Origin of the sequence: Herbaspirillum sp. meg3, assembly GCF_002257565.1 — a bacterium.
Taxonomy (GTDB): domain Bacteria; phylum Pseudomonadota; class Gammaproteobacteria; order Burkholderiales; family Burkholderiaceae_D; genus Herbaspirillum.
The window spans coordinates 4,453,719-4,475,958 of sequence record NZ_CP022736.1; the positions used below are offsets into that span (position 1 = coordinate 4,453,719).

Here is a 22,240-nt window from a genome sequence, read left to right on the forward strand (position 1 = left end):
TTTCGAGGAAATTTCATGATCCTGCGTTCCACATTGACCAGCGCTCTCATCGGCGGCATCGCCGCCTTTAGCCTGGCTTCGTCCGCGATTGCCGCACCGCTCAAGGTTGACGCCGGCAAAAGCACCGTCAGTGCCGTGTTCAAGCAATTGAATGTCCCGGTTGAGGCCAAATTCAAGAAATTCACCGCACAAATCGATTTCGACAGTGCCAAACCCGACGCCGCCAAAGCCAGCGTGGACATCGACATTGCCAGTTTCGACCTGGGTGATGCTGAATACAACAAGGAAGTGCTGAAGAAGGAATGGTTCAACGCCGCACAATTTCCCAAGGCAAGTTTCGTTTCCAGCTCCATCAAGGCTGCTGCCGGCGCACCTGCCGGCACCAAATATGACGTCACAGGCAAGCTGACCATCAAGGGAAAAACTGCTGACGTGCGTTTCCCATTGACCGTGAAGAAAGAAGGCAACGGACAAGTCTTTGACGGCGCCGTGCCAATCAAGCGCCTCACATTCAACATCGGTGAAGGTGAGTGGAAAGATACCGGCATGGTCGCCGACGAAGTCACCATCAAGTTTCACGTCGTAACAGCACCGTAATTCACAATAAAACCAACTCGTTTTAACGCTCAACAGATCATTACAAAGGACTGTCCCATGAAATTGAAATTCGCCCTGATTTCCTTGCTCGCCGCCGGCGCTGCTTCGACCTCCGCTCTGGCTGCCGACACCTACACCATCGATCCAAGCCACACCTATCCAAGCTTTGAAGCCGATCACATGGGCATCTCGGTCTGGCGCGGCAAATTCACCAAGACCAGCGGCACTGTGACACTGGATCGTGCTGCCAAAACCGGCACCATGGATATCGTTATCGACGCATCGTCGATCGACTTCGGTCATGCCAAGCTGAACGAACACGTCAAGTCTGCTGAAGTATTTGACGTGCAAAAATTCCCGACCGCCACCTACAAAGGCACTTCGATTAAATTCGATGGCGACAAGCCTGTTGCTGTAAATGGCGAACTGACTTTGCATGGTGTGACCAAGCCGGTTCAATTGCAAATCAGCAAGTTCACTTGCATTCAACACCCCATGCTCAAGCGCGAAGTGTGCGGCGCCGATGCCTCCGCAACCTTCAATCGCGCTGATTTTGGCGTGAGCTACGGCGTACCACGTTTTTCGCCTGAAACAAAGCTGGCAATTCAGGTCGAAGCGATCAAGAACAACTGATTTCGCTTCCATCAAAAAGGCCGATGCATGTCATGTGCATCGGCTTTTTTTGTTCTGCATCATATTCACGCCGGATGTTCTGCCGCATAATGGCTCGCGTTTGAAAGCGGCCACCAGCCTGATGTTGGCGGCTACGCTTCGAGCCACTCCCTGCAAGCTTTTTAAAAACGCGCTAATCTAGCGCTGTCCCGATTAAGGATAAATGCAACATGTCGATAGCAGATCTTCGCAAAGATTACAGCCGCGCCAGTTTGTCTGAGCTTGATGTCGCCGCCGATCCTATTGTTCAATTTTCAACATGGTTTGATGAAGCCATCAAAGCAGAGATCGCAGAACCCAATGCGATGAGCGTTGCTACCGTCGGTGCCGACGGCAAGCCCTCCTCGCGTATTGTCCTGCTCAAGCAAGTCGATGCTGCCGGATTCACATGGTTCACCAATTATCACAGTCGCAAAGGACGTGAGATCGCTCAACATCCTTATGTCGCGCTGCTTTTTCACTGGGTAGAACTTGAGCGTCAAGTGCGCATCGAAGGAAAAATCGAGCAAGTTACGGCCAGCGAAAGCGATGCGTATTTTTCGAGTCGCCCTTTGTCGAGTCAGATTGGTGCAATCGCCTCTGAGCAGAGCCAACCGGTCGACAAGAGGGAAACGCTGGAAGCGCAATTTGCCACTGCAGAAACAAAGTACGGCACGCAGCCTGTGCGCCCCGAACACTGGGGTGGCTACCGCGTTGTGCCGGAGAAGATGGAATTTTGGCAAGGCCGTCGCTCGCGCCTGCATGACCGCGTGATCTATACACGCACTGCAGACGGCGCCTGGAACCGGCAACGCCTGCAACCCTGACCAGGACTCATGTCAGGGCTGCGTACAGCATCACATCACTTGCACGGAGGGAAACATCGTGTTTTGGGAAAAGAAGCTCGCAGCTTGGGTAGAGGAAATCCGTCATGCAACGGCGTTGCCGTTGCGCCTGGAACTGTGGAACGGCCGACAGTTCGACTTCAGCGACGGCGCTCCGCAGGTCACCTTGCGCGTTCCTCATGTATCGGCCCTGACTTATCTGTTCCAGCCATCTCTGTCTAATCTCGGCGAGGCTTACGTCGAAGGCAAGATTGACGTCGATGGTCCGGTGGCCAGTATCATCAGCGTCGCTAATACTCTCGCGGCCAAGACATTGAAGGCGGAAGGCAAACTGGCGCGCATCGCCCGCTCTATCCGTCACAGCAAGGAAAAGGATGCGGAGGCCATCCGCTACCACTACGACGTCTCCAACGACTTCTACAAGCTGTTCCTTGACGAGAATATGGTCTACTCCTGCGCCTACTTTGAAAATGGCGACGAAGACCTCGCGACGGCGCAGATCAAGAAGATCGATCATATCCTCACTAAAATACAGGTTCGCCCGGGTGACACGCTGCTCGACATCGGATGCGGCTGGGGTGCACTGGTGCTGCGCGCGGCGCAGAAATTCGGCGCCAAATGCGTGGGTATCACGCTGTCGGAAAATCAATATGCACTGGCCAAGGAACGTGTTGAGAAAGCCGGTCTGAGCGACCGCATTGAAATCCGTTTGCAGGATTATCGCGATGTCACCGGCACCTTCAACCGGATCACCAGCGTCGGCATGTTCGAACATGTCGGTCTCAAAAATCTGCCGATGTACTTCGCGCGCATCAACGCCCTGCTCGCCGATGATGGTCTGGCGATGAATCACGGTATCACCACGACGGATATTGAAAACGGCGAATCACCCTATGGTGGTGGCGAGTTCATCGACAAATACGTTTTCCCCGCAGGTGAATTGCCTCACATCAGTCTGGTGCTGAAAGCCATGCAGCAAGGTGGGCTGGAAGCCTTTGACGTCGAAAATCTGCGCAAGCACTACGCCAAGACCTGTGCCATCTGGGCAGACAATTTTGAAGCAAAGGCAGACGACATTCGCAAGATCACCGACGAGAAGCGCTATCGTATCTGGCGCGTTTATCTCGCCGGCAGCTCGCACGGCTTCAATCAGGACTGGATTTCGCTGTATCAGGTCATCTGCGGCAAATCCAATCGTCACGCCGACGTCCTGCCCCAATCGCGCCGCTACATCTACGACGCAACGGCTTGATCAGTTACTGCCTTGTTCCTAGTCGTCTTTGCTTTTCTCGGCAAAGACTTCGCGGAACTTGGCCAGCTTCGGCGCGACAACGAAGGCGCAATAGCCTTGGAAGGGATGTTGCTGGAAGTAGTTCTGGTGATAGTCCTCGGCCTTGTAATAAGTTTCTACAGGGCTGAGTTCCGTCACGATCGGCGCGTCCCACACCAGCGCCATTTCGGCGATGATGTGCTTGGCCGTATCTTGCTGGGCAGGTGAATCATAGTAAATCACCGAGCGGTATTGCGTACCGACGTCATTGCCCTGGCGGTTTAGCGTCGTCGGGTCGTGGATGGTGAAAAACACCTCCAGAATTTCTCTGAAACTGATCACAGCAGGATCAAACGTCAACTTCACAACTTCCGCATGACCGGTGTCACCATTGCAGACTTGCTCATAGGTCGGCTTGTTGACATGGCCGCCGGTATATCCGGACTCGACGTGCTGCACGCCTTTCAGCTGCTGGTACACCGCCTCAAGACACCAAAAGCATCCGCCGCCAAGAATTGCTGTTTCTGATGAAGTATTCACGATCGCTCCCACGTCATTGATTCCGATGTCCGCAATCACAACGTTGATTGCATAGTTATGTTTATACCATTGCTGAGAATTAATTTCCTAACGTTGCGTGAGGATAGGCGTCACAATAACTTAACTATTAAGTACGTTTTTTATTGATTTAAGACACTCCAAAACACAGCACGATAAAACCAACCCGATCTTTTCAAGCGGGTACATATTGCCCTTCCCGGCGTCCGGGTCACTGCATCGTATTTTTTGGGCATAATGTCGTATTAACCAGAATCGATTCCACAGGCTTTAGATGCATTCACGCTCCCCGCGCGCTACGTCGCGCGAATTCGATGCCGTACATTTCCGCAAAGCATTATCTCAATTTGCGACCGGCGTTACTGTTATCACCACACGCTTGGCTGATGGGACCTTGCTCGGCCTGACCGCGAGCTCGTTTAACTCCGTGTCGCTGAATCCACCTCTGGTGCTGTGGAGCTTGTCCGAGCAAGCCAGCAGCATGCCTGTGTTCTCGGGTAACTCTCACTATGTGATCAATATTCTGGGCGCCGACCAAGCTGCACTGGCAGAGCAGTTCTCACGCAAATCTGCGGATCGTTTCAATGGCGTGGAATACACGCTTTCACGTACGGGACAACCCGTTTTGAAAGGTGTCTCGGCATGGTTCGAATGCCATAATCGCAGCCGCTATCCAGAAGGTGATCACGTGATTTTTGTTGGCGAGGTAGAGCATTGCGAGGTGACGCCGCAAGCTGCGTTGGTGTTTCATGACGGGCGGTTTATCAAGACCGACGCTTAAGCGACTGAACTTGAACGACAAATAAAAAAGCGCCACAAGGGCGCTTTTTTATTTTCATCTGTACAAAAATTAGAACTTGTAGCCGACGGACAAGAAGCTCACGACAGGATCCAACGTGATGCTTGTCTTGTAACGTTGAGGCCCCAACGCGGCCGCTGCCCCGCCAGGATTGCCAGTGATGTCGGCATCGGTCTTCAGAGGAATATACGAAACCGACAAGCTCATCGACCAACGATCGTTGAAGTTGTAAGTTGCACCAGCGTTCAATACTGGGGCCCACGACGAACTCAGCGAAGCGCTGGCAGTACCGCCGGCGGCACCAGTGTTCAGAGCCGCGCGGTTTTGGAAAGTGCTCGACAATTTGACATCCGAGTACCAGACATATGTCACGCCAGCACCGACGAACGGACGGAACTTGCTGGTCGCATCGCCAAAGAAATACTTGGCAACAATCGCTGGGCTCCACTGTTTAGCAGTACCCAGCTCGCCCAGCGCGCCCAGATCACCTTGACCGGTCAGCTTGAATTTCGGTGGCAAACCCAAATCGGCTGTCATCGCGATGTTGTCGGTGAAGAAGTGAGTAAATGCGATACCAACTGTATCCGCGTTACCGACGGAAGAGTGGCTGTTCGGGAAATAACCAGCCCCCGGACCATTCGACTTTGTCAGACCTTCGCTGGAATCCTGAGGTGTGAAATGGAACCAGCCCAGATTCACAACGTTGCTACCGGCAGTTTGTGCCATAGCAGGTGCAGCGAAAGCAGCAGCGATGGACAGCGCAGCGATTTTAGGCAAAAGGGAAAATTGTTGCTTCATGTGTCGTCTCCAAATGTAAAGGGCTGCGCCCCGTTTTATAAATTATCCGGCTCTTAGTCCGAAGGTTTTTGGCTACGTTGTGCGTTGCCTGTTTTTGTTGAATGCCCAGAGGAATCATGGAATCCCGTCTTTACACTCATAAGACAAAAAGAACGCGCGTGCTATTCTTTTGCGATACTATGCCAGCTTTAATTAGCTTTGTATAGACGTGTATTTTTTTGGCAACTGGAAATAGTTTTGACTATTGAATCAGCAGCAATGCTGCTGAAAAAAGCACGTCAGCTCGCAAATAAACGAGAAAGAATTCCAGTTGAATCGAAGGCAGCACGACGCAAGCGATCATTGATGCCTTGCCATGCCGAGGTGGAGGGAGTTGCTTCCACCAGAATGACATCTGCATTCCGGTGATCCATATCTCGCAGCGCAGCATACAGATCATGGGCATACTGATCGGCATCCAGCGACATCGCCATAAAGGCATGCGAGGCGGTAATTGGTATCGTGCGGTAGATGACGGCAGCCTTGTAACCAGCGTCCGCGAGTTTTTTCACGGTATCTGCCAATTGTTCCGCCGGGACCTGAGCTACCGGTGTGCGTGGCGCATAATGCGCATCAAGCGTACCCGATGCGCGCGGTGCTGCAGCATCCGGTGAACGTGGAGCAACACCTAGCACGGCGGCAATCTGATCAACACTGATCTGTCCCGGCCGCAGCAAAACGGCGCCATGCGTTGCGACACGCGACAAGTCGACTATTGTCGATTCGATGCCGACTTCACTTGCGCCACCATCCAATACGTAGTCGACAAGACTGTCAGCGTCACTGCCAAATTCGTCCCGGACATGTTCGGCAGTAGTCGGGCTGACGTGACCAAACTTATTGGCCGATGGTCCTGCGACACCGCCTTTGCCGCCCTTGAATTCACGCAGCAAAGCTTGTGCGACAGGATGAGACGGACAACGCACACCGATTGAATCCTGGCCGCCTGAGGCAGCAGCAGGAACGTGAGCAGCGCGCTTCAGAATCAGTGTCAGCGGCCCCGGCCAAAAAGCTTTGATCAGCGCGCGCGCCTCGGCCGGTACATCCGCCGCCCAATAAGAAATATCAGCTTCAGGAGCGACGTGAACAATAACCGGATGATTGGCAGGCCGGCCTTTTGCCGTATAGATATCGGCAATCGCTGCAGCATTCTCGGCGTCGCCTCCAAGACCGTAGACAGTCTCGGTAGGAAACGCCACCAGCTTGCCCGCTTCGAGCTTGCGCGCGGCCAGCTTTACCGCTTCCATATCAATCTGTACCGTCGCCATCATTGCCCTCTTCTGCCTTCTGCCTTTGCTTACTGAGCAATGCCGAGAATGACGCATGCTGCCGCCAACTGTGCCTGCGCTTGCACCATCGTTGGCGCGACGAAAGTAATGTGACCCATCTTGCGCGCACGACGGGCTTGCGCCTTGCCGTACAAATGCAGATGCGCCCCCGGCAGCGCCAGTATTTTGTCCCAGGCGGGTTCGCGCATCTCATCGCTGTCGCCTTCGTACCAGACATCACCAAGGATGTTCAGCATGACAGCAGGAGAATGCTGACGCACGTCGCCCAGCGGCAAGCGCGCCATCGCACGTGCCTGCTGTTCAAACTGGCTGGTAATGCACGCGTCCATGGTGTAGTGACCACTATTGTGCGGGCGGGGCGCCATCTCGTTGACGACCAGCGAGCCATCCGTCAGCACGAAGAACTCGATGCACAGCACGCCGACATAATCGAGCTTGGCGATGATCGCCAACGCAGCATCCTGAGCCTTCTTTGCAACGACATCCGAAACATGATCCGACGGCACGGTCGTGGTAAACAAGATGCCGTCACGATGAACGTTCTCGGCAATCGGATACACCACAGCGGCGCCATCGGCACCGCGCGCCACCAATACGGAAACTTCGTAAGCCAGCGGCAGCATTTTTTCCAGGAGACAGGTCACGCCCTTCATCTCGGCGAACGCTGTCTTCACATCGGCGCTGCTGCGCACGCGTACCTGGCCTTTGCCGTCATATCCCATGCGCACGGTCTTCAGAATCCCCGGCAGCAAATCAGCTGGAATCGCATCAATATCCGTCTCGCTGGCGATGATCTTGTGCGGCGCAGGTTGCACACCGGACGCAGCACTGCAATCAACGAAGAAACGTTTCTCGGCAATGCGGTCCTGCGCAATCGATACGCCGGATGCAGAGGGGGCAACGTAAGTCTTGACAGCCAATGCGGCAAGGCTGTCGGCCGATACGTTTTCAAATTCCGTGGTGACTGCGCCGCATAAGGATGCGAGTTCTTCCAAGCCTTTAGGATCGGTATAAGAGGTACGAATCAAACGATCTGCAACCTGCCCTGCCGGACAATCTTCTTCCTGCTCCAGCACGGCGACCTTGAAACCCATCGCCTGCGCAGCGTGAGCAAACATGCGGCCAAGCTGGCCGCCACCCATCACGCCCAGCCAGGTGGCCGGCGTCGTGGTGGGGATCGAAACATTGTTATTGTTCGTGAGGGACTGCTTCTGACTCATAACGGCAACTTCATATCCAGGGCAACTTGCGTTTGTTTGACGCGGAAAGCTTCCAGCTTCGCAGCCAGCGCATCGTCGGTGGTCGCCAGCATGGCGATGGCCGACAAGGCGGCGTTGGCGGCACCGGCTTCGCCGATGGCGTAGGTCGCGACAGGGATACCCTTCGGCATTTGCACGATGGACAGCAGCGAATCTTCGCCACGCAAATACTTGGATGGCACCGGCACACCCAGCACCGGCACGATGGTCTTCGCGGCGATCATGCCCGGTAAATGCGCAGCACCGCCGGCACCGGCGATGATGGCGCGCAAGCCGCGTGCGCGTGCTTTCTCGGCGTAATCAAACATCTGGTCCGGCATACGGTGCGCCGAAACGACCTGCGCTTCATGCGGAATGCCAAACTCTTTCAGAATTGCCACGGCATGCTGCATGACGTCCCAGTCGGACGACGATCCCATGACGACGCCGACGACCGGCGTTTGTGCGTTGGCTTGTGCGTTGGCTTGTGCGTTGGCTTGTGCGTTGGCTTGTGCGTTGGCTTGTGCGTTGGCTTGTGCGTTGGCTTGTGCGTTGGCTTGTGCGTTGGCTTGTGCGTTATTGTCGCTCATGCTCAGTCCTTCAGAACATTGCCGGTCAGACGCTCCAGCGCTTCGCGGTATTTCGCGCCAGTCTTCTCGATCACTTCTGCAGGTAATGCAGGTGCAGGCGGCGTCTTCTTCCAGCCGTCGACAGTTTCCAGATAATCGCGCACGAACTGCTTGTCGAACGACGGTGGCGAGATGCCGACCTTGTAGCTGTCCGCAGGCCAGAAACGCGACGAATCAGCAGTCAGCACCTCGTCCATCAGATGCAGCACGCCGTTGTCGTCCAGGCCGAATTCAAACTTGGTGTCGGCGATGATGATGCCGCGTGTCGCAGCGTAATCAGCGGCGGTCTTGTACAGCTTGATGCTGATGTCGCGCATCTTGTTGGCCAGTTCGCTGCCGATACGTTTTTCCATGTCGGCGAAGCTGATGTTCTCATCGTGCTCGCCAAGATCGGCCTTGGCTGCGGGGGTAAAAATAGGCTCAGCCAGCTTGGCCGCTTGTTGCAGACCTTCCGGTAATTTGATGCCGCAGATGGAACCAGACTCCTGATAATCCTTCCAGCCGGAACCGATGATGTAGCCGCGCACAACAGCTTCCACCAGAATCGGTTTGAGGCGCTTGGCAACTACGGCGCGGCCGCGTACCTGTTCGACTTCATTGGCGGCAACCACGGTTTCCGGAGCAATACCGGTCAGATGATTCGGCACGATGTCGCCCAACTTCTCGAACCAGAAATCCGACATCTGGTTCAACACTTTGCCCTTGCCTGGAATCGGCTCGTTCATGATGACGTCGAATGCTGACAGGCGGTCGGTCGTCACGATCAGCAACTTGTCGTCGCCGACGGCATAGTTGTCGCGCACCTTGCCGTTGCCCAGCAAAGGAAGTGAAGTGATGGAAGTTTTGTAGAGGCTGGTCATGTTGATTCCGGTCATTCCGTGGGTTGAGGGTCAGGGCTTCGGGGTTACCCTGGAACGGCGAAACTGCCGTTTTTCTACCCACCTTTAAAGTCAAAAAACCGGGACTGCTGTTGCCAGTCCCGGTCGCTTGGTTTGCTCGCCGATCGTATTACTGAACGATTTGGGAGAGCTCGCCCTTCTTGTATTTCTCGGCAATCTTTTCCAGCGGGATCGCCTTGATCTTGCCGGCCTGGCCTTCGCAGCCGAACGACAGATAGCGTGCCTTGCACACCAGCTTCGCCGCTTCGCGGGCAGGCTTGAGGTAATCGCGCGGATCGAACTTGCCTGGATTTTCCATCAGGTAGCGACGGATCGCGCCGGTCATCGCCAGACGAATGTCGGTGTCGATGTTGATCTTGCGCACGCCGTGCTTGATGCCTTCCTGGATCTCTTCCACCGGCACGCCGTAGGTTTCCTTCATGTCGCCGCCGAATTCACGGATTTCAGCCAGCAGTTCTTGCGGAACGGACGACGAACCGTGCATCACCAGATGGGTGTTTGGAATGCGCGCGTGGATTTCCTTGATGCGGTCGATGGCGAGGATGTCGCCGGTCGGCTTGCGAGAGAACTTGTAGGCGCCGTGCGAGGTGCCGATGGCGATGGCCAGCGCGTCGCATTGCGTCTGCTTGACGAAATCGGCAGCCTGGCCGACGTCAGTCAACAACTGTTCGCGCGTCATCTTGCCGTCGGCGCCGTGGCCGTCTTCCTTGTCGCCCATCATGGTTTCCAGCGAACCGAGCACGCCCAGTTCGGCTTCCACCGTGACGCCGATGGCGTGCGAGAACTCCACCACCTTGCGCGAGACTTCGACGTTGTATTCGTAGCTGGCGACGGACTTGCCGTCTTCCATCAACGAACCGTCCATCATCACCGAAGTGAAGCCGGATTTGATCGCGGCCATGCAGACTGCCGGCGACTGGCCGTGGTCCTGATGCATGACGACAGGGATGTGCGGATAGGCTTCGACCGCGGCTTCGATCAGGTGGCGCAGGAAGGCTTCACCGGCGTACTTACGGGCGCCTGCGGAAGCTTGCATGATGACTGGCGCGCCAACTTCGTCGGCAGCCTGCATGATCGCAGTGACTTGCTCCAGATTGTTGACGTTGAACGCTGGCAAACCGTAGCCGTTTTCGGCGGCGTGGTCCAGCAATTGACGCATGGATACGAGAGGCATAATAAACTCCAGAACGATAGAAATCAGTACTCGCCGACCTTGAGGATTTTCAAGGCGTTGGTGCCGCCGACTTGTCCAATCGGCTCACCCCAGGTCACGACGATCAAATCCCCCTTTTGCACGACGCCTTGCTCCAGCAGCAAGTCCTGCACGGCCTTCAACACCACTTCGGTGTCGGTGGACTGCGCCAGTTCAAACGTGCGCACATTGCGGAACAGCGCGGCCTTCTGGCGCGTCGCGACATTGGGGGTGATGGCAAAAATCGGTACATCGATATTGTGTCGGCTCATCCACAGCGCAGTGGAACCGGACTCGGTCAGCGCCGCAATCGCCTTCACACGCAGGTGATGTGCGGTGAACAGTGCTCCATACGCAATCGACTGGTCGACGCGAGTGAATTGCAAGTTCAGGAAGTCGGCGTCAAGCTTGCAGTCTTCGGATTTTTCGGCAGCCAGGCAGATGGCCGACATGGCTTCGACGGTTTCCACCGGATACTTGCCGGAAGCGGTCTCGGCCGAGGTCATCACGGCATCGGTGCCGTCCAGCACTGCGTTGGCGACGTCGGAAACTTCCGCACGCGTCGGCACGGCATTGACGATCATTGATTCCATCATCTGCGTGGCAGTGATGGTCAGCTTGTTCGACGCGCGCGCCATCTTGATCATGCGCTTTTGCAAACCCGGCACGGCGGCATTGCCGACTTCCACGGCCAAATCACCACGCGCGACCATGATGCCGTCGGAAGCGTCGAGGATTTCTTGCAGCAGCGGGATCGCTTCGGCGCGTTCGATCTTGGCGATCATCAATGGCTTGTGGCCGTACGGCTCAGCGGCAACGTTGCCGAGCTGACGCGCCATTTCCATATCAGTGGCGTTCTTCGGAAACGACACCGCAACATAGTCGGCCTGAAAGCTCATTGCCGTCTTGATGTCATCCATATCCTTCGCAGTCAGCGCAGGCGCTGACAAACCGCCGCCTTGACGGTTGATGCCCTTGTTGTTGGACAGTTCGCCGCCGATCCTGACGACGGTATGAATTTCGTTGCCCAGCACGCGTTCAACCACCAGCACGATCAGACCATCATTGAGCAACAGCACGTCGTCACCCTTGAGATCACGCGGCAATGCCTTGTAGTCAAGGCCGACACGTTCCTGATTGCCCATGGTGCAATCGGCGTCGAGGATGAATTTATCGCCGTTGTTGAGATTGATCTTGCCGTTTTCAAACTTGCCGACGCGGATCTTCGGACCTTGCAAATCCGCCATGATCGCGACTTTGACGCCACAGGCGTCGGCCACTTCACGCACCAGCGTGGCGCGGTCGATATGGTCCTGGGCCTTGCCGTGAGAGAAGTTCAAGCGCACCACATTCACGCCCGCCTTGATCATGCGCGTCAGTGTTTCTCTGTCGCTGGAAGCGGGGCCGATGGTGGCGACGATCTTGGTTGCTCTTTGCATGAAAATCTTTCTCTGACCTGGTTGAAAAGCTCTTGTCTCGTTATCTTTGGTGCGTGCTGCGTGTCTTGTGTTGACGACGCTTTATTGCGCGCGCTGCATCAGAATTTCCACTGCCGGCAGAGTCTTGCCTTCCAGGAACTCCAGGAAAGCACCGCCACCGGTCGAAATATAGCCGACCTTGTCGGTGATATCGTATTTAGCGATCGCCGCCAGCGTGTCGCCACCACCGGCAATCGAGAAACCGTCGGAGTCAGCGATCGCCTGCGCCAACGCCTTGGTGCCTGCACCGAACTGATCGAACTCAAACACGCCGACCGGGCCATTCCAGACGATGGTGCCGGCTTTGGCCAGCTGTGCCGCCAGAATTGCCGAGGTCTTCGGACCAATATCAAAAATCATGTCGTCGTCCGCCACATCCTTGGCGTCCTTCACGGTCGCCACGGCCGTCGGCGAAAATTCCTTGCCGCATACCACGTCGACCGGAATCGGCACCGATGCGCCGCGCTTGGCCATCATATCGATGATCGCCTTCGCTTCGTCGACCAGATCCGCTTCCACCAGCGACTTGCCGATCTTCAGACCGGACGCCAGCATGAACGTATTGGCGATGCCGCCACCGACGATCAGGTTGTCGACCTTGTCTGCCAATGCTTTCAGGATAGTCAATTTGCTGGAAACTTTCGAACCCGCGACGATCGCCACCAGCGGACGCGCCGGTTGGTTCAACGCCTTGCCCAGCGCATCGAGTTCAGCGGCCAGCAACGGACCGGCGCAGGCAATCGGCGCGAACTTTGCGATACCGTATGTGGTGGCCTCCGCGCGGTGCGCAGTGCCGAAGGCATCATTAACGTACACGTCGCACAGCTTGGCGATCTTTTGCGCCAGCTCGTCACTATTTTTCTTTTCGCCCTTGTTGAGGCGGCAATTTTCAAGCAGCACGACCTGGCCGGGCGCGACATCGACGCCGTCAGTCCAGTTCGAGACCAGTTTGACTTCTGCACCCAGCAATTCCGACAACCGTTTGGCAACCGGCGCCAGCGAATCTTCAGGCTTGAACTCGCCTTCAACCGGACGGCCCAGATGCGACGTCACCATCACGGCTGCGCCGGCGTCACGCGCCTCGCGGATAGCCGGCACCGAAGCGCGGATGCGCGTATCTTCGGTGATATTGCCTGCATCGTCCTGCGGCACGTTCAGATCAGCGCGAATAAAGACGCGCTTGCCTTGCAGTTGATTGGAAGAGATGAGATCGCTGAGTCGGTTGAATTTCATTTTTCGCAGAATCGAAGGTGGGGCAAAAAGGCGTTATTTTACTCTACCCGCCCTGCTCCCAGCATGGTTTTCGGAGAGGAATCGGGCGGAATAAGGCTGAATCAGCGAATCACAGCAACATAAACCGCGATAGCGTTCGATCACAGGCCGGACGGCGACCTACAGCGCAAGACGCAGCACTGTAAAGAGTGTCATTCCGGCAACAATCGTTCCCAGCAAATGCCGGGTCACCATGAAGAAAATCCCGCCGCCGATACCCGCCAACAACTTTGGATTGGCCCAGTTGATGTCGATCGCACCACCCGAGGTCATCAGATCCGGCATCACAATCGCCGCCATCGCCGCTGCCGGGGCATAGCCCAAGGCATGTTGCAGCTTGGGCGGCAACTTGACGGCATGACCGAACAGGAAAAAGCCGCTTCGGGTAATCAAGGTCGACATCGTCAACAACACTATAGAAACCCAAACGTCGAAGGCGTTCATTCTTTTTCCTTAACGATAAATTTATCTGCCAGCATCGCAGCGGCCATGCCGATCACGACCGCCAGCAGCAGCCCCAGTCGGTACGGCAGATTAATTGCAACAACGGCAACAGCGCCGGACACGATGACGCCGGCCAGCGCGGCCCGGTTGATGATCATCGGGATCATGATCGCAATCAGGGCCAGCGTACCCGCGAAACCGATATTCCAGCTTTCGGGGATCTGGCTGGCCAGCAGAATGCCGATGATGGCGCCGACCTGCCATGCGAACCAGCCCGGGTAGCAGACCGCTTCGAAAAAGCCGAGCTTGCCGGCCGGCTGATGCACCGTATGGGCGGGGAATCGCTGCGGGAAGAATCCCATTGAAATGTCGCCGTTGAAATAGCCATACCAGACACGGCGATACCAGGGCAGATGGGCAAAATGCGGCGCTACCGCGGCGGAGAAGATGACGAAACGCAGGTTGACGATCATCGCCGTCAGGAAGATCACGATCAGCGGCGTATGCGCCGCCAAGAGCGGCAGGACGGCAAATTGGGCGGATCCGGCGTAGACGGTGAGCGTCATGGCCAGCGATTGCCAGATGGTCATACCCGACTTGACCATCGCCATGCCGGATACGATGCCCCAGGCCAGCACGGCGGGAATGGTGGATGCACTGGCGCGCCAGCCTTCCTGAAACGCTTCTTTCTCGATATGCCGCGCTTGCGCCTTGGTCTGCACCGGCACAGATTCTGACGACTCCGCAGCCCCCGCAACTATCCTTACCGGATCAGATCGACTGTCCCCGGCGTCTGTCTCCTTGTTCATTCTTACCTTGGTCGCTTTTATTGAGAACTTGCCACGTAGCATTTTTACCTAGTTCGAACATTTTATAGATGAAACTTTTTACGCGCTTGTTCCGTTAAAATGTGGACTTTGCAGCGTTGACTGCAGCTTCACCATTCATCGGAGACTCTCATCATGTCCATGGCAGACCGCGACGGAAAAATCTGGAAAGACGGCGCACTGATCGATTGGCGCGACGCCACCATCCACGTACTGACCCACACGCTGCATTACGGCATGGGCGTATTCGAAGGCGTGCGTGCCTATAAAACGCCGCAAGGTACGGCGATTTTCCGCTTGAAGGAACATACGCAACGCCTGTTCAACTCGGCCAAGATTTTTCAGATGGAAGTGCCTTTCGACCAGGCCACCATCCTCGAAGCGCAACGCCAGGTCGTGCGTGAAAACAAACTCGAATCCTGCTACATCCGTCCATTGATCTGGATCGGCTCCGAAAAGCTCGGCGTATCCGCCAAAGGCAACAAGATTCACGTCGCCATCGCTGCCTGGCCATGGGGCGCCTACCTTGGCGAAGACGGCATCACCAAGGGCATCCGCGTCAAGACTTCTTCGTTCAGCCGTCACCACGTCAACGTGTCGCTGGTGCGCGCCAAGGCGTCGGGCTACTACATCAACTCCATCCTTGCGAATCAGGAAGCGCTGGCCGACGGCTACGATGAAGCGCTGCTGCTGGACACCGACGGCTATGTGTCGGAAGGTTCCGGCGAAAACGTCTTCATCGTCAAAAATGGCAAGGTCTACACACCTGACCTGGCGTCCTGCCTTGACGGCATCACCCGCGACGCGGTGCTGACCATGGCGCGCGACCTCGGCATTGATGTCATCGAAAAACGCATTACGCGCGACGAGATGTACTGCGCCGACGAAGCATTCTTTACCGGTACCGCGGCCGAAATCACGCCGATTCGCGAGCTCGACAACCGCACCATCGGCAACGGCGGGCGTGGACCGATCACAGAAAAACTGCAAACCTTGTTCTTCGACGTCGTGTCGGGCAAGGCGCCGCAGTATCAACACTGGCTGACGCTGGTCTGATAACAAATACACGAAACAACTGCATCACATTTACAGCACCCAGCAACGGAGAATCACATGAGCCAAGTTCAACAAACCCAGCCAGTACAACTCGACGGCAAAGACCTGCCGGCCCACTGCCCGAATCCAAACATGCCGCAATGGTCATCGCATCCGCGCGTGTTCCTCGAGCTGGACGCACACGGTGCCGCCAAGTGTCCATACTGCGGCACGCAATACCAGCTGAAACCTGGCGCTGTCGTTAAAGCACACTAAGCGTATCAAGTGCATCAAACATCCTGAGCGTACCCAGCACGACGACACGCATCGCGATACAGACAAAGAGGGCCACCAAAAATTGACTGGCCCTCTTTGCTTTTCCTCCGGAGAAAACATGCCACGCACAAAACTGCTACAAGGTTCACCTGACGAAGTTGAAGCGGCCTACTACGATGCGCTTGCCCGAGCCGATCTGGAAGCCTTGATGGCACTCTGGGCCGAGGATGAAGAAATCGTCTGCGTCCATCCGGGTGCAGTCCGTTTGATCGGCCATGTCGCCATCCGCAATTCCTGGGAAGAAATTCTCGCACGCGGCGGCCTGCATATCCAGCCACGCCAATTGCATGCGGCGCATACGATGACCACTGCCGTACATAACGTCATCGAAGATATTCAGCATCCTGAAAACACACGTGCCGACGTGCATGTAATCGCCACCAATGTCTACATGAAGACCGCGCAAGGATGGCGCATCGTGACTCACCACGCTTCGGTGGCGCCGGGACCTGCGCCGACAGAGCCGGTGACTGAAACGATGCTGCACTGATTACCGAGTACATTGCGGAGGAAAATCCGGTCAGCACTAACGCAAATGTTTCAGTTGCACATCAGCACTTCTCCTGACATACGTAAAAACACCAGATGCAATACTCCCCGCCCCGCTGGCTTCCCGGCGGCAACCTGCAAACAATTTATCCGTCCACTTTCATCGCCAAACCGCAGGTGCGTTTCCGGCGCGAGCGTTGGGATACGCCTGACGCCGATTTCATCGACGTCGACTTTGTCGACGGTAAGCCGGGCCAGCCTCTGGTGGTACTGTTTCACGGACTGGAAGGTTCGTCGGACAGCCATTACAGCCGCGCCTGCATGGCCGCCGTTGCAGCACGTGGATGGTCGGGCGTGGTGCCGCATTTTCGTGGCTGCTCGGGCGAGATCAATCTGGCGCCACGCTTCTATCACTCCGGCGACAGCGCCGAGCTCGACTGGATTTTGCGACGCCTGCTGAATCATCGCAGCACCATCGGCGCCGCGAAGTTTTACGCTGCCGGTGTCTCGCTGGGTGCCAACGCCTTGTTGCGCTGGCTGGGTGAGTCACAGCATCAGGCTGAGTTCGTCGATGCCGCCTGTGCCGTCTCGGCACCGCTCGATCTGGCCGGTGGCGGTGAGGCATTGGCGCATGGCTTTAACCGGATTTACACCCACGTTTTCCTGCGCACCATGCGCACCAAGTCGCTGGTGAAACTCGTTCAATTCCCCGGACTGTTCAATCGAGATGCGCTGATGCAGGCGCGCGACCTCTATACCTTCGACAACATCATTACGGCGCCACTGCACGGTTACCGCAACACGGATGATTATTGGGATCGCGCCAGCGCCAAACATATCCTGCACGACATCACCGTGCCGACACTGGTCTTGAACGCGAAAAACGATCCTTTCCTGCCGGCGCGCTATCTGCCGCAAAGTGCAGCAGCATGCGTCAAACTGGAATATCCTGAAGAAGGCGGCCATGTCGGTTTCGCCGCTGGTGCGCCACCGGGCAACCTCGGCTGGCTGCCACAGCGCATGCTGCATTTCTTCGAAGGTAAATAGCGTATGGATGACATCGTCCTGCAAGCCATGGCCAAATGGCCGAACGTGCCGCACTGTTTCGGCTGGCTGATGCTGGACGCGCGCGGCAACTGGCGCATGCGCGACGAACGCGCGCAACATCTCAACCGGCCGGGCGACAAGATCAATCATCCGACACTACTGGGTTTTATCAATCGCAACTACACGCACGATGCAGAGGGCCGCTGGTATTTTCAAAACGGGCCGCAGCGCGTGTATGTCGATCTGGAAATCACGCCCTTTGTCGTACGCACTGATCCGGCTGCGGGTTTTGTCTTGCACACAGGAGAGACCTTGGCTGCGCCGTCTCAGGCATGGCTGACAGAGGACGGACGCTTGCTGTTGGTGACGGGAGAAATTGTTGCGGCTCTGGATGACAGAGATGCTGCCGACGTGTTTGCCACCCTCACGCTTAAGGGTGTTCCGGCAAGTGACGAACAAATCATGGAGTGGCTCGAAGGCAAGCACCGCGGTGCGCTGAGCCTGCCTTATGCAGGGCAGACGCTTGCCTTGCAATGGACTGCGTCGGAGAACCTTGCAGAACGGTTCGGCTTCATCACGCAACCACGTACTGCGGGAGAAACAAAAGCCTCGGTTTAACACGTCGCCTCGCCCGCATTATCCACGCCCTTTGGTTTCCTTCATTTCCTCTTTCCACTGTTCTTTCAGATCGCGTTCGCGCGCGTCGATCATGGCCTGATCATAGAATGTCGCATCCGGTGCTTTGCGCGCAATGCCCAATTGTTCAATTGCGGCCGGCAAACTACCCGACAAGAAATAAGACTCCGCCAACGCCATGTGCTGCAAGGCTTGCTTGCCCTGCCCTGCGTAGGCCTTGGCAAGCAAATTCTGCACCGCCACTTCGCTGCGATAGAGTTGGGCCTGATCGCGCAGATACGTGACGGCCTGGTCGTAACGCCCGCTTTCTATCAGTGCGTCAGCATATTGGCGCGCCGCCATGCGTGAAATCGGAAACTGCTTGCGCAGCGCTTCCGCAATCTTGAGCGCCTGATCCGGTTGCTTCTTGGCGATCTTGATATCGATTTCCAGATTGCCGAACAGAATACTCGGCACCATCGGCTGCGATGCAGCACGCGCCTCTTGCAGCAAGGTTTCCGCTTTGTCGTAAGAACGCTGGAGATACGCGGCATAGGCCAGTCCGTACTTCGACACCATGATCTGCATCTTGGTGTTCTGGCGCAATTGCGACTCAAAATATGCCTGCGCGTCGCGCACACCCTGCGCCGAATTGTCTTGCAGCAGACGCACGCGTGCGCGGATCAACTGGAAGTCTGGATTGTCGGCGCGCTGCTTATAACGCTGATCGCGAATACGCGCCTGAATATCGGCGATACGTTCTGTCGTCAGCGGGTGCGTCAGCAAATAAGGCGGCAATGAGTCGCCGAAATTGCGCGACGCACTTTGCAGGCGACCGAAGAACGCCACCATACCCGAGGTATCAAAACCGCCGTCGCGCAGAATCTGCAAGCCGACCCGGTCGGCTTCGCGCTCGGCGTCGCGGCTGAAGTTCAGTTGCCGCTGCATCGCCACGCCGGTACCGCCCATCATCGTTGCCATCGCCGCATCACCACCGACCTTGGACACACCAGCCAGTGCACCGAGAACGATGGACGCAAGCTGAATCATGGAATTCTGCTTCTGCTGGCCGATCATGCGCGCGATATGGCGCTGCGCAACGTGACCGATTTCATGCGCCAGCACGGAGGCCAGTTCCGACTCGCTTTGTGCTGCCAGCAAGAGGCCGGAATGCACGGCGATAAAACCACCCGGCAAAGCAAACGCATTGAGTACCGGATCGCGCACGGCAAAGAAGAAGAAATCGTAGCCGGCTTCTCCGCGCACATCGGGACGCACCGACACCAGATTTGATCCGAAATTATTCAGATATTCGAGCAACGGACCATCGTCGAGATAATCCGGATCATGCCGGATCTCCTTCATGATTTGCTCACCCAGCTTGCGCTCCAGCAGCGGCGACAAACCTTCACGCTCGGTATCACCCAGCGTGGGTAAAGTTTGGGCAGTACTGAGGTTGGGCGCAACCGCCAAAGGCAAAGCAGCTAGCGACAACGCGACTGCTGCCAACAAAGGACGCAAGCGATGAAAACGGCGGCGCGGCGGCATAACGATGGTACGGGTTCGATCGGAAACGACTGGCTGACGCATAGGGACAATAAAAGAGTTACCTGCGATGCCTGCTATGATACTCGCAGTATTCACCGCTCCGACATTCTGCTGCTATGACTTCTTCCAAGACGATCAATTCCAATGCAAACAACGATGCTGATGCCAATCAGGGCCTGACGCATTTCGATCAGGGCGGCCAGGCGCACATGGTGGATGTCGGCGGCAAGGCGGAAACGCACCGCGTCGCCATTGCCAGCGGCACTATCCGAATGAAGCCGGAAACACTTGCCGTGATTCAATCCGGTACTGCAAAAAAAGGGGACGTGCTCGGCATCGCTCGTATCGCCGCCATCATGGCGTCCAAACGGACGAGTGATCTGATTCCCCTGTGCCATCCGCTGGCGCTGACGCATGTCTCAGTCGATTTCGACATCGATCAGGCGCAGTCGAGTATCGGCTGTACCGTACGCGTGGAAACGCAGGGAAAGACCGGTGTGGAAATGGAAGCCCTAACGGCAGTACAGGTCGGCCTGCTGACCATCTACGACATGTCCAAGGCAATTGATCGCGGCATGGTCATGACGGATATCCGTGTGCAGGAAAAACATGGCGGCAAGTCCGGATCGTGGTCGCAGGCGTAGATGAAGCGGGGTTGATTCATTTCGCCATCATCGACATTCGTTCTGACGTAAAAAAAGCGTGCACATTGTGCACGCTTTTTTGTTGATGCCCGACTGATCAGATCAGCTGCGGCAATTTTCCGGAGCGTACTGCGGCGGCAAAGTCGCGACGCTCGTGGCAGGCGCCACAGCTGGAGTGCCTGCAGGTGTCGCAGGCGTTGTCGCAGCGGCACCTGTTGGCGCAGCCTGACACAACCAGGTAATTGCACTTGGATTTGTTGCGGAGGGCACCAGTTTCAAGGTTTTGTTACTGCCGTCGCCACCAATCTCACCAAAAGTAATTGTGATAGCGCCGCCATCGGCAATCGTAATGTCCTTAACGTTCTTTATTTCGTTAGACGGCGTGAATTTGTAACCGGTAGCAGCCTGATTAAAAGCAGTGCCGCCCTTGGCGACTATCGTTTCAGACACAGCCATTTTTGCCGGCGCAGCCAGATTAATACCTTCGGCGACCTTGGCACGAATCAGATAATCACGATATTGCGGAATAGCGACCATCGCCAGAACGCCGACAATGGCGATGACGATCATCAATTCGATCAGGGTGAAACCGGTTTGTGTATAGCGTGCGGACCGTGATGCTTGCATATTGTTTTCCTATTACAAAAAATCGATTTTTCAGAAGCGCCGCTTCGTCATTCCGCGATGATTACGTGATCATTACTCGATTGTGGTTCGACGATGATTCGATGACTGATATTTTCTCTCTGGCAACGCTTTCTCCCAGATCGATGATATTCGCCAACGCGACTTTTGTGAACATTTATATAACGAGGGACGAAGCCGATTCATCTTGAGCGACCTCACCCTCGCAGCTTGAAAGTCGCGTCAATGCCCTTCTTTCGCATTCTTGCGAGCCAGCCAGCTGCCGACAATCACGACACCGATGGCGCCGACGATACCAGGCAAACTTAAGTGCAATTGCAACCCCGGCACGACAAACTCGTGGTGCGGCAAAGTGCTTTGCACCCAGCCGCGAATGGCGACGTCTGAAATAATCATGCCGCCCGCCAGGTAACCAAGCAAGGCCGCGCCCAGTGTGATGATCAGTGGCGCTTTTTCCATCAGCTTGAGCACCAGCGTGCTACCCCAGACAATGATGGGAATGCTGACAAGGATACCAAACACCACCAGCAGCAATTGATGCTCCCCGGCGGCCTGCTCAGCTGCACTCGCAATGGCGATGACATTATCCAGACTCATCACCAGATCCGCCACGATGATGGTTTTGATCGCCGCGAGCAATTTATCACTGCCACTGATTTCGCCGTGACCGTCGTCGTCACTCAGCAACTTGGTACCAATCCAGAACAGCAACACGCCGCCGATCAGCTTGATATACGGCATCTGCAGCAAACTCACCGCGAACGCGATCAAAGCGATGCGAATCGCAATGGCGCCGAATGTACCCCACAGAATGCCGCGAAAACGCAAGTTGCTTGGCAAATTGCGGCATGCCAGGGCGATCACGATGGCGTTATCGCCACCGAGCAAAATATCAATCAGGATGATCTGGCCGACTGCAAACCAGTTCAATTCCATTAAAAAATCCATTAACCGTTCCCCCATCATCGTGTTTGGACATGAAAACAATATGGGGAGCCGGAGCTCCCCATATTGTTATGTCACCGGTCAGGCCGGGAAGTTCTGCCGATACTGCAA

Annotated in this window: 26 protein-coding genes; 11 read left to right on the top strand and 15 right to left on the bottom strand. The window is 55.9% G+C overall.

All coding sequences use genetic code 11. The features are described from left to right. The first annotated feature begins 15 nt into the window (after window positions 1-15). From hmeg3_RS20015 to hmeg3_RS20030, 4 genes are all read left to right on the top strand, one after another. The gene (locus hmeg3_RS20015; RefSeq protein ID WP_094565297.1) at window positions 16-597 is read left to right on the top strand and encodes a YceI family protein; all 582 of its coding nucleotides are present in this window, start codon (window positions 16-18) and stop codon (window positions 595-597) included. Window positions 598-654: 57 nt separating this feature from the next. Next, window positions 655-1,230 (top strand): YceI family protein, encoded by a 576-nt coding sequence (locus tag hmeg3_RS20020; protein ID WP_094565298.1) that lies wholly within the window; start codon window positions 655-657, stop codon window positions 1,228-1,230. A gap of 209 nt (window positions 1,231-1,439) precedes the next feature. Continuing rightward, the gene (pdxH, locus tag hmeg3_RS20025; protein ID WP_094565299.1) at window positions 1,440-2,075 is read left to right on the top strand and encodes a pyridoxamine 5'-phosphate oxidase; all 636 of its coding nucleotides are present in this window, start codon (window positions 1,440-1,442) and stop codon (window positions 2,073-2,075) included. A 58-nt stretch (window positions 2,076-2,133) separates the two neighbouring features. Then, the gene (locus hmeg3_RS20030; protein WP_094565300.1) at window positions 2,134-3,345 is read left to right on the top strand and encodes a cyclopropane-fatty-acyl-phospholipid synthase family protein; all 1,212 of its coding nucleotides are present in this window, start codon (window positions 2,134-2,136) and stop codon (window positions 3,343-3,345) included. A gap of 18 nt (window positions 3,346-3,363) precedes the next feature. Here hmeg3_RS20030 and msrA read toward each other — a convergent pair whose 3' ends face one another. Beyond that, window positions 3,364-3,903, bottom strand: a complete 540-nt coding sequence (gene msrA, locus hmeg3_RS20035) for a peptide-methionine (S)-S-oxide reductase MsrA (RefSeq protein ID WP_094566469.1) — start codon at window positions 3,901-3,903, stop codon at window positions 3,364-3,366. Window positions 3,904-4,195: 292 nt separating this feature from the next. Between msrA and hmeg3_RS20040 the strand changes: the two genes are divergently transcribed. Further along, a complete protein-coding gene (locus hmeg3_RS20040) occupies window positions 4,196-4,702 on the top strand; it encodes a flavin reductase family protein (RefSeq protein WP_094565301.1) in 507 nt (168 codons plus the stop codon). Between the two features lie 69 nt (window positions 4,703-4,771). Here hmeg3_RS20040 and hmeg3_RS20045 read toward each other — a convergent pair whose 3' ends face one another. From hmeg3_RS20045 to hmeg3_RS20095, 11 genes are all read right to left on the bottom strand, one after another. Next, window positions 4,772-5,518, bottom strand: coding sequence for an OmpW family protein (locus hmeg3_RS20045; RefSeq protein ID WP_094565302.1), 747 nt, complete (start codon window positions 5,516-5,518; stop codon window positions 4,772-4,774). 278 nt (window positions 5,519-5,796) lie between these two features. After that, window positions 5,797-6,825: an L-threonylcarbamoyladenylate synthase gene (locus hmeg3_RS20050; protein ID WP_094566470.1), complete on the bottom strand. Its 1,029-nt coding sequence runs from the start codon at window positions 6,823-6,825 to the stop codon at window positions 5,797-5,799. A gap of 29 nt (window positions 6,826-6,854) precedes the next feature. Further along, on the bottom strand, window positions 6,855-8,066 hold the full coding sequence (locus hmeg3_RS20055) for a 5-(carboxyamino)imidazole ribonucleotide synthase (protein WP_094565303.1): 1,212 nt from the start codon (window positions 8,064-8,066) through the stop codon (window positions 6,855-6,857). After that, complete coding sequence (gene purE, locus hmeg3_RS20060; RefSeq protein WP_094566472.1) at window positions 8,063-8,524, bottom strand: 5-(carboxyamino)imidazole ribonucleotide mutase; 462 nt, start codon at window positions 8,522-8,524, stop codon at window positions 8,063-8,065. The genes hmeg3_RS20055 and purE overlap by 4 nt, the downstream gene beginning before the upstream one ends. After that, window positions 8,473-8,664 carry a PT domain-containing protein gene (locus hmeg3_RS25250; protein ID WP_094566473.1) on the bottom strand — a complete coding sequence of 64 codons (192 nt, stop codon included), beginning with the start codon at window positions 8,662-8,664 and terminating at the stop codon, window positions 8,473-8,475. Before hmeg3_RS25250 ends, purE begins: the two co-directional genes overlap by 52 nt. A gap of 12 nt (window positions 8,665-8,676) precedes the next feature. Next, window positions 8,677-9,573: a phosphoribosylaminoimidazolesuccinocarboxamide synthase gene (locus hmeg3_RS20070; RefSeq protein ID WP_094566471.1), complete on the bottom strand. Its 897-nt coding sequence runs from the start codon at window positions 9,571-9,573 to the stop codon at window positions 8,677-8,679. 148 nt (window positions 9,574-9,721) lie between these two features. Continuing rightward, complete coding sequence (gene fba, locus hmeg3_RS20075) at window positions 9,722-10,786, bottom strand: class II fructose-bisphosphate aldolase (protein ID WP_007878631.1); 1,065 nt, start codon at window positions 10,784-10,786, stop codon at window positions 9,722-9,724. A gap of 23 nt (window positions 10,787-10,809) precedes the next feature. Further along, window positions 10,810-12,243 carry a pyruvate kinase gene (gene pyk / locus hmeg3_RS20080; RefSeq protein WP_094565304.1) on the bottom strand — a complete coding sequence of 478 codons (1,434 nt, stop codon included), beginning with the start codon at window positions 12,241-12,243 and terminating at the stop codon, window positions 10,810-10,812. 81 nt (window positions 12,244-12,324) lie between these two features. After that, window positions 12,325-13,515, bottom strand: coding sequence for a phosphoglycerate kinase (locus hmeg3_RS20085; protein WP_094565305.1), 1,191 nt, complete (start codon window positions 13,513-13,515; stop codon window positions 12,325-12,327). A gap of 159 nt (window positions 13,516-13,674) precedes the next feature. Then, complete coding sequence (locus hmeg3_RS20090; protein WP_094565306.1) at window positions 13,675-13,998, bottom strand: AzlD domain-containing protein; 324 nt, start codon at window positions 13,996-13,998, stop codon at window positions 13,675-13,677. Beyond that, window positions 13,995-14,807, bottom strand: coding sequence for an AzlC family ABC transporter permease (locus hmeg3_RS20095; RefSeq protein WP_094565307.1), 813 nt, complete (start codon window positions 14,805-14,807; stop codon window positions 13,995-13,997). The genes hmeg3_RS20090 and hmeg3_RS20095 overlap by 4 nt, the downstream gene beginning before the upstream one ends. Before the next feature lie 153 nt (window positions 14,808-14,960). Here hmeg3_RS20095 and hmeg3_RS20100 point away from each other — a divergent pair, with 153 nt between their 5' ends. The 5 genes from hmeg3_RS20100 to hmeg3_RS20120 all read left to right on the top strand — a co-directional run bounded on the left by hmeg3_RS20100 (window position 14,961) and on the right by hmeg3_RS20120 (window position 18,350). After that, window positions 14,961-15,881, top strand: coding sequence for a branched-chain amino acid transaminase (locus hmeg3_RS20100; protein ID WP_094565308.1), 921 nt, complete (start codon window positions 14,961-14,963; stop codon window positions 15,879-15,881). Window positions 15,882-15,938: 57 nt separating this feature from the next. Next, window positions 15,939-16,136: a zinc-finger domain-containing protein gene (locus hmeg3_RS20105; RefSeq protein WP_094565309.1), complete on the top strand. Its 198-nt coding sequence runs from the start codon at window positions 15,939-15,941 to the stop codon at window positions 16,134-16,136. 118 nt (window positions 16,137-16,254) lie between these two features. Further along, on the top strand, window positions 16,255-16,686 hold the full coding sequence (locus hmeg3_RS20110; RefSeq protein ID WP_094565310.1) for a nuclear transport factor 2 family protein: 432 nt from the start codon (window positions 16,255-16,257) through the stop codon (window positions 16,684-16,686). A gap of 95 nt (window positions 16,687-16,781) precedes the next feature. Continuing rightward, on the top strand, window positions 16,782-17,732 hold the full coding sequence (locus hmeg3_RS20115; protein ID WP_094565311.1) for a YheT family hydrolase: 951 nt from the start codon (window positions 16,782-16,784) through the stop codon (window positions 17,730-17,732). A 3-nt stretch (window positions 17,733-17,735) separates the two neighbouring features. Further along, on the top strand, window positions 17,736-18,350 hold the full coding sequence (locus tag hmeg3_RS20120; RefSeq protein WP_094565312.1) for a DUF2946 family protein: 615 nt from the start codon (window positions 17,736-17,738) through the stop codon (window positions 18,348-18,350). 18 nt (window positions 18,351-18,368) lie between these two features. On the opposite strand, the gene hmeg3_RS20125 is transcribed toward hmeg3_RS20120, so the two are convergent. Further along, on the bottom strand, window positions 18,369-19,895 hold the full coding sequence (locus hmeg3_RS20125; RefSeq protein ID WP_198361897.1) for a M48 family metalloprotease: 1,527 nt from the start codon (window positions 19,893-19,895) through the stop codon (window positions 18,369-18,371). A gap of 116 nt (window positions 19,896-20,011) precedes the next feature. On the opposite strand from hmeg3_RS20125, the gene moaC reads away from it, so the two are divergent. Then, the gene (moaC, locus tag hmeg3_RS20130; protein WP_094565314.1) at window positions 20,012-20,539 is read left to right on the top strand and encodes a cyclic pyranopterin monophosphate synthase MoaC; all 528 of its coding nucleotides are present in this window, start codon (window positions 20,012-20,014) and stop codon (window positions 20,537-20,539) included. 102 nt (window positions 20,540-20,641) lie between these two features. Here the strand turns inward: moaC and hmeg3_RS20135 are convergent, their stop codons facing one another. Both hmeg3_RS20135 and hmeg3_RS20140 read right to left on the bottom strand, forming a co-directional pair. Beyond that, entirely contained in the window at window positions 20,642-21,166 is a 525-nt protein-coding gene (locus hmeg3_RS20135; RefSeq protein ID WP_094565315.1) for a pilin, read from the bottom strand. Window positions 21,167-21,406: 240 nt separating this feature from the next. Then, window positions 21,407-22,132, bottom strand: coding sequence for a TerC family protein (locus hmeg3_RS20140; protein ID WP_094565316.1), 726 nt, complete (start codon window positions 22,130-22,132; stop codon window positions 21,407-21,409). Window positions 22,133-22,240: the final 108 nt, after the last annotated feature.

Excerpts from the sequence above, each read along its gene's own strand:
- hmeg3_RS20015 (WP_094565297.1), top strand. The coding sequence starts at position 16 with ATGATCCTGCGTTCCACATTGACCAGCGCTCTCATCGGCGGCATCGCC.
- hmeg3_RS20020 (WP_094565298.1), top strand. The coding sequence starts at position 655 with ATGAAATTGAAATTCGCCCTGATTTCCTTGCTCGCCGCCGGCGCTGCT.
- pdxH (WP_094565299.1), top strand. The coding sequence starts at position 1,440 with ATGTCGATAGCAGATCTTCGCAAAGATTACAGCCGCGCCAGTTTGTCT.
- hmeg3_RS20040 (WP_094565301.1), top strand. The coding sequence starts at position 4,196 with ATGCATTCACGCTCCCCGCGCGCTACGTCGCGCGAATTCGATGCCGTA.
- hmeg3_RS20045 (WP_094565302.1), bottom strand. The coding sequence starts at position 5,518 with ATGAAGCAACAATTTTCCCTTTTGCCTAAAATCGCTGCGCTGTCCATC.
- hmeg3_RS20050 (WP_094566470.1), bottom strand. The coding sequence starts at position 6,825 with ATGGCGACGGTACAGATTGATATGGAAGCGGTAAAGCTGGCCGCGCGC.
- hmeg3_RS20055 (WP_094565303.1), bottom strand. The coding sequence starts at position 8,066 with ATGAGTCAGAAGCAGTCCCTCACGAACAATAACAATGTTTCGATCCCC.
- purE (WP_094566472.1), bottom strand. The coding sequence starts at position 8,524 with ATGGGATCGTCGTCCGACTGGGACGTCATGCAGCATGCCGTGGCAATT.
- hmeg3_RS20070 (WP_094566471.1), bottom strand. The coding sequence starts at position 9,573 with ATGACCAGCCTCTACAAAACTTCCATCACTTCACTTCCTTTGCTGGGC.
- fba (WP_007878631.1), bottom strand. The coding sequence starts at position 10,786 with ATGCCTCTCGTATCCATGCGTCAATTGCTGGACCACGCCGCCGAAAAC.
- pyk (WP_094565304.1), bottom strand. The coding sequence starts at position 12,243 with ATGCAAAGAGCAACCAAGATCGTCGCCACCATCGGCCCCGCTTCCAGC.
- hmeg3_RS20085 (WP_094565305.1), bottom strand. The coding sequence starts at position 13,515 with ATGAAATTCAACCGACTCAGCGATCTCATCTCTTCCAATCAACTGCAA.
- hmeg3_RS20090 (WP_094565306.1), bottom strand. The coding sequence starts at position 13,998 with ATGAACGCCTTCGACGTTTGGGTTTCTATAGTGTTGTTGACGATGTCG.
- hmeg3_RS20095 (WP_094565307.1), bottom strand. The coding sequence starts at position 14,807 with ATGAACAAGGAGACAGACGCCGGGGACAGTCGATCTGATCCGGTAAGG.
- hmeg3_RS20100 (WP_094565308.1), top strand. The coding sequence starts at position 14,961 with ATGTCCATGGCAGACCGCGACGGAAAAATCTGGAAAGACGGCGCACTG.
- hmeg3_RS20105 (WP_094565309.1), top strand. The coding sequence starts at position 15,939 with ATGAGCCAAGTTCAACAAACCCAGCCAGTACAACTCGACGGCAAAGAC.
- hmeg3_RS20110 (WP_094565310.1), top strand. The coding sequence starts at position 16,255 with ATGCCACGCACAAAACTGCTACAAGGTTCACCTGACGAAGTTGAAGCG.
- hmeg3_RS20115 (WP_094565311.1), top strand. The coding sequence starts at position 16,782 with ATGCAATACTCCCCGCCCCGCTGGCTTCCCGGCGGCAACCTGCAAACA.
- hmeg3_RS20120 (WP_094565312.1), top strand. The coding sequence starts at position 17,736 with ATGGATGACATCGTCCTGCAAGCCATGGCCAAATGGCCGAACGTGCCG.
- hmeg3_RS20125 (WP_198361897.1), bottom strand. The coding sequence starts at position 19,895 with ATGCCGCCGCGCCGCCGTTTTCATCGCTTGCGTCCTTTGTTGGCAGCA.
- moaC (WP_094565314.1), top strand. The coding sequence starts at position 20,012 with ATGACTTCTTCCAAGACGATCAATTCCAATGCAAACAACGATGCTGAT.
- hmeg3_RS20135 (WP_094565315.1), bottom strand. The coding sequence starts at position 21,166 with ATGCAAGCATCACGGTCCGCACGCTATACACAAACCGGTTTCACCCTG.
- hmeg3_RS20140 (WP_094565316.1), bottom strand. The coding sequence starts at position 22,132 with ATGGATTTTTTAATGGAATTGAACTGGTTTGCAGTCGGCCAGATCATC.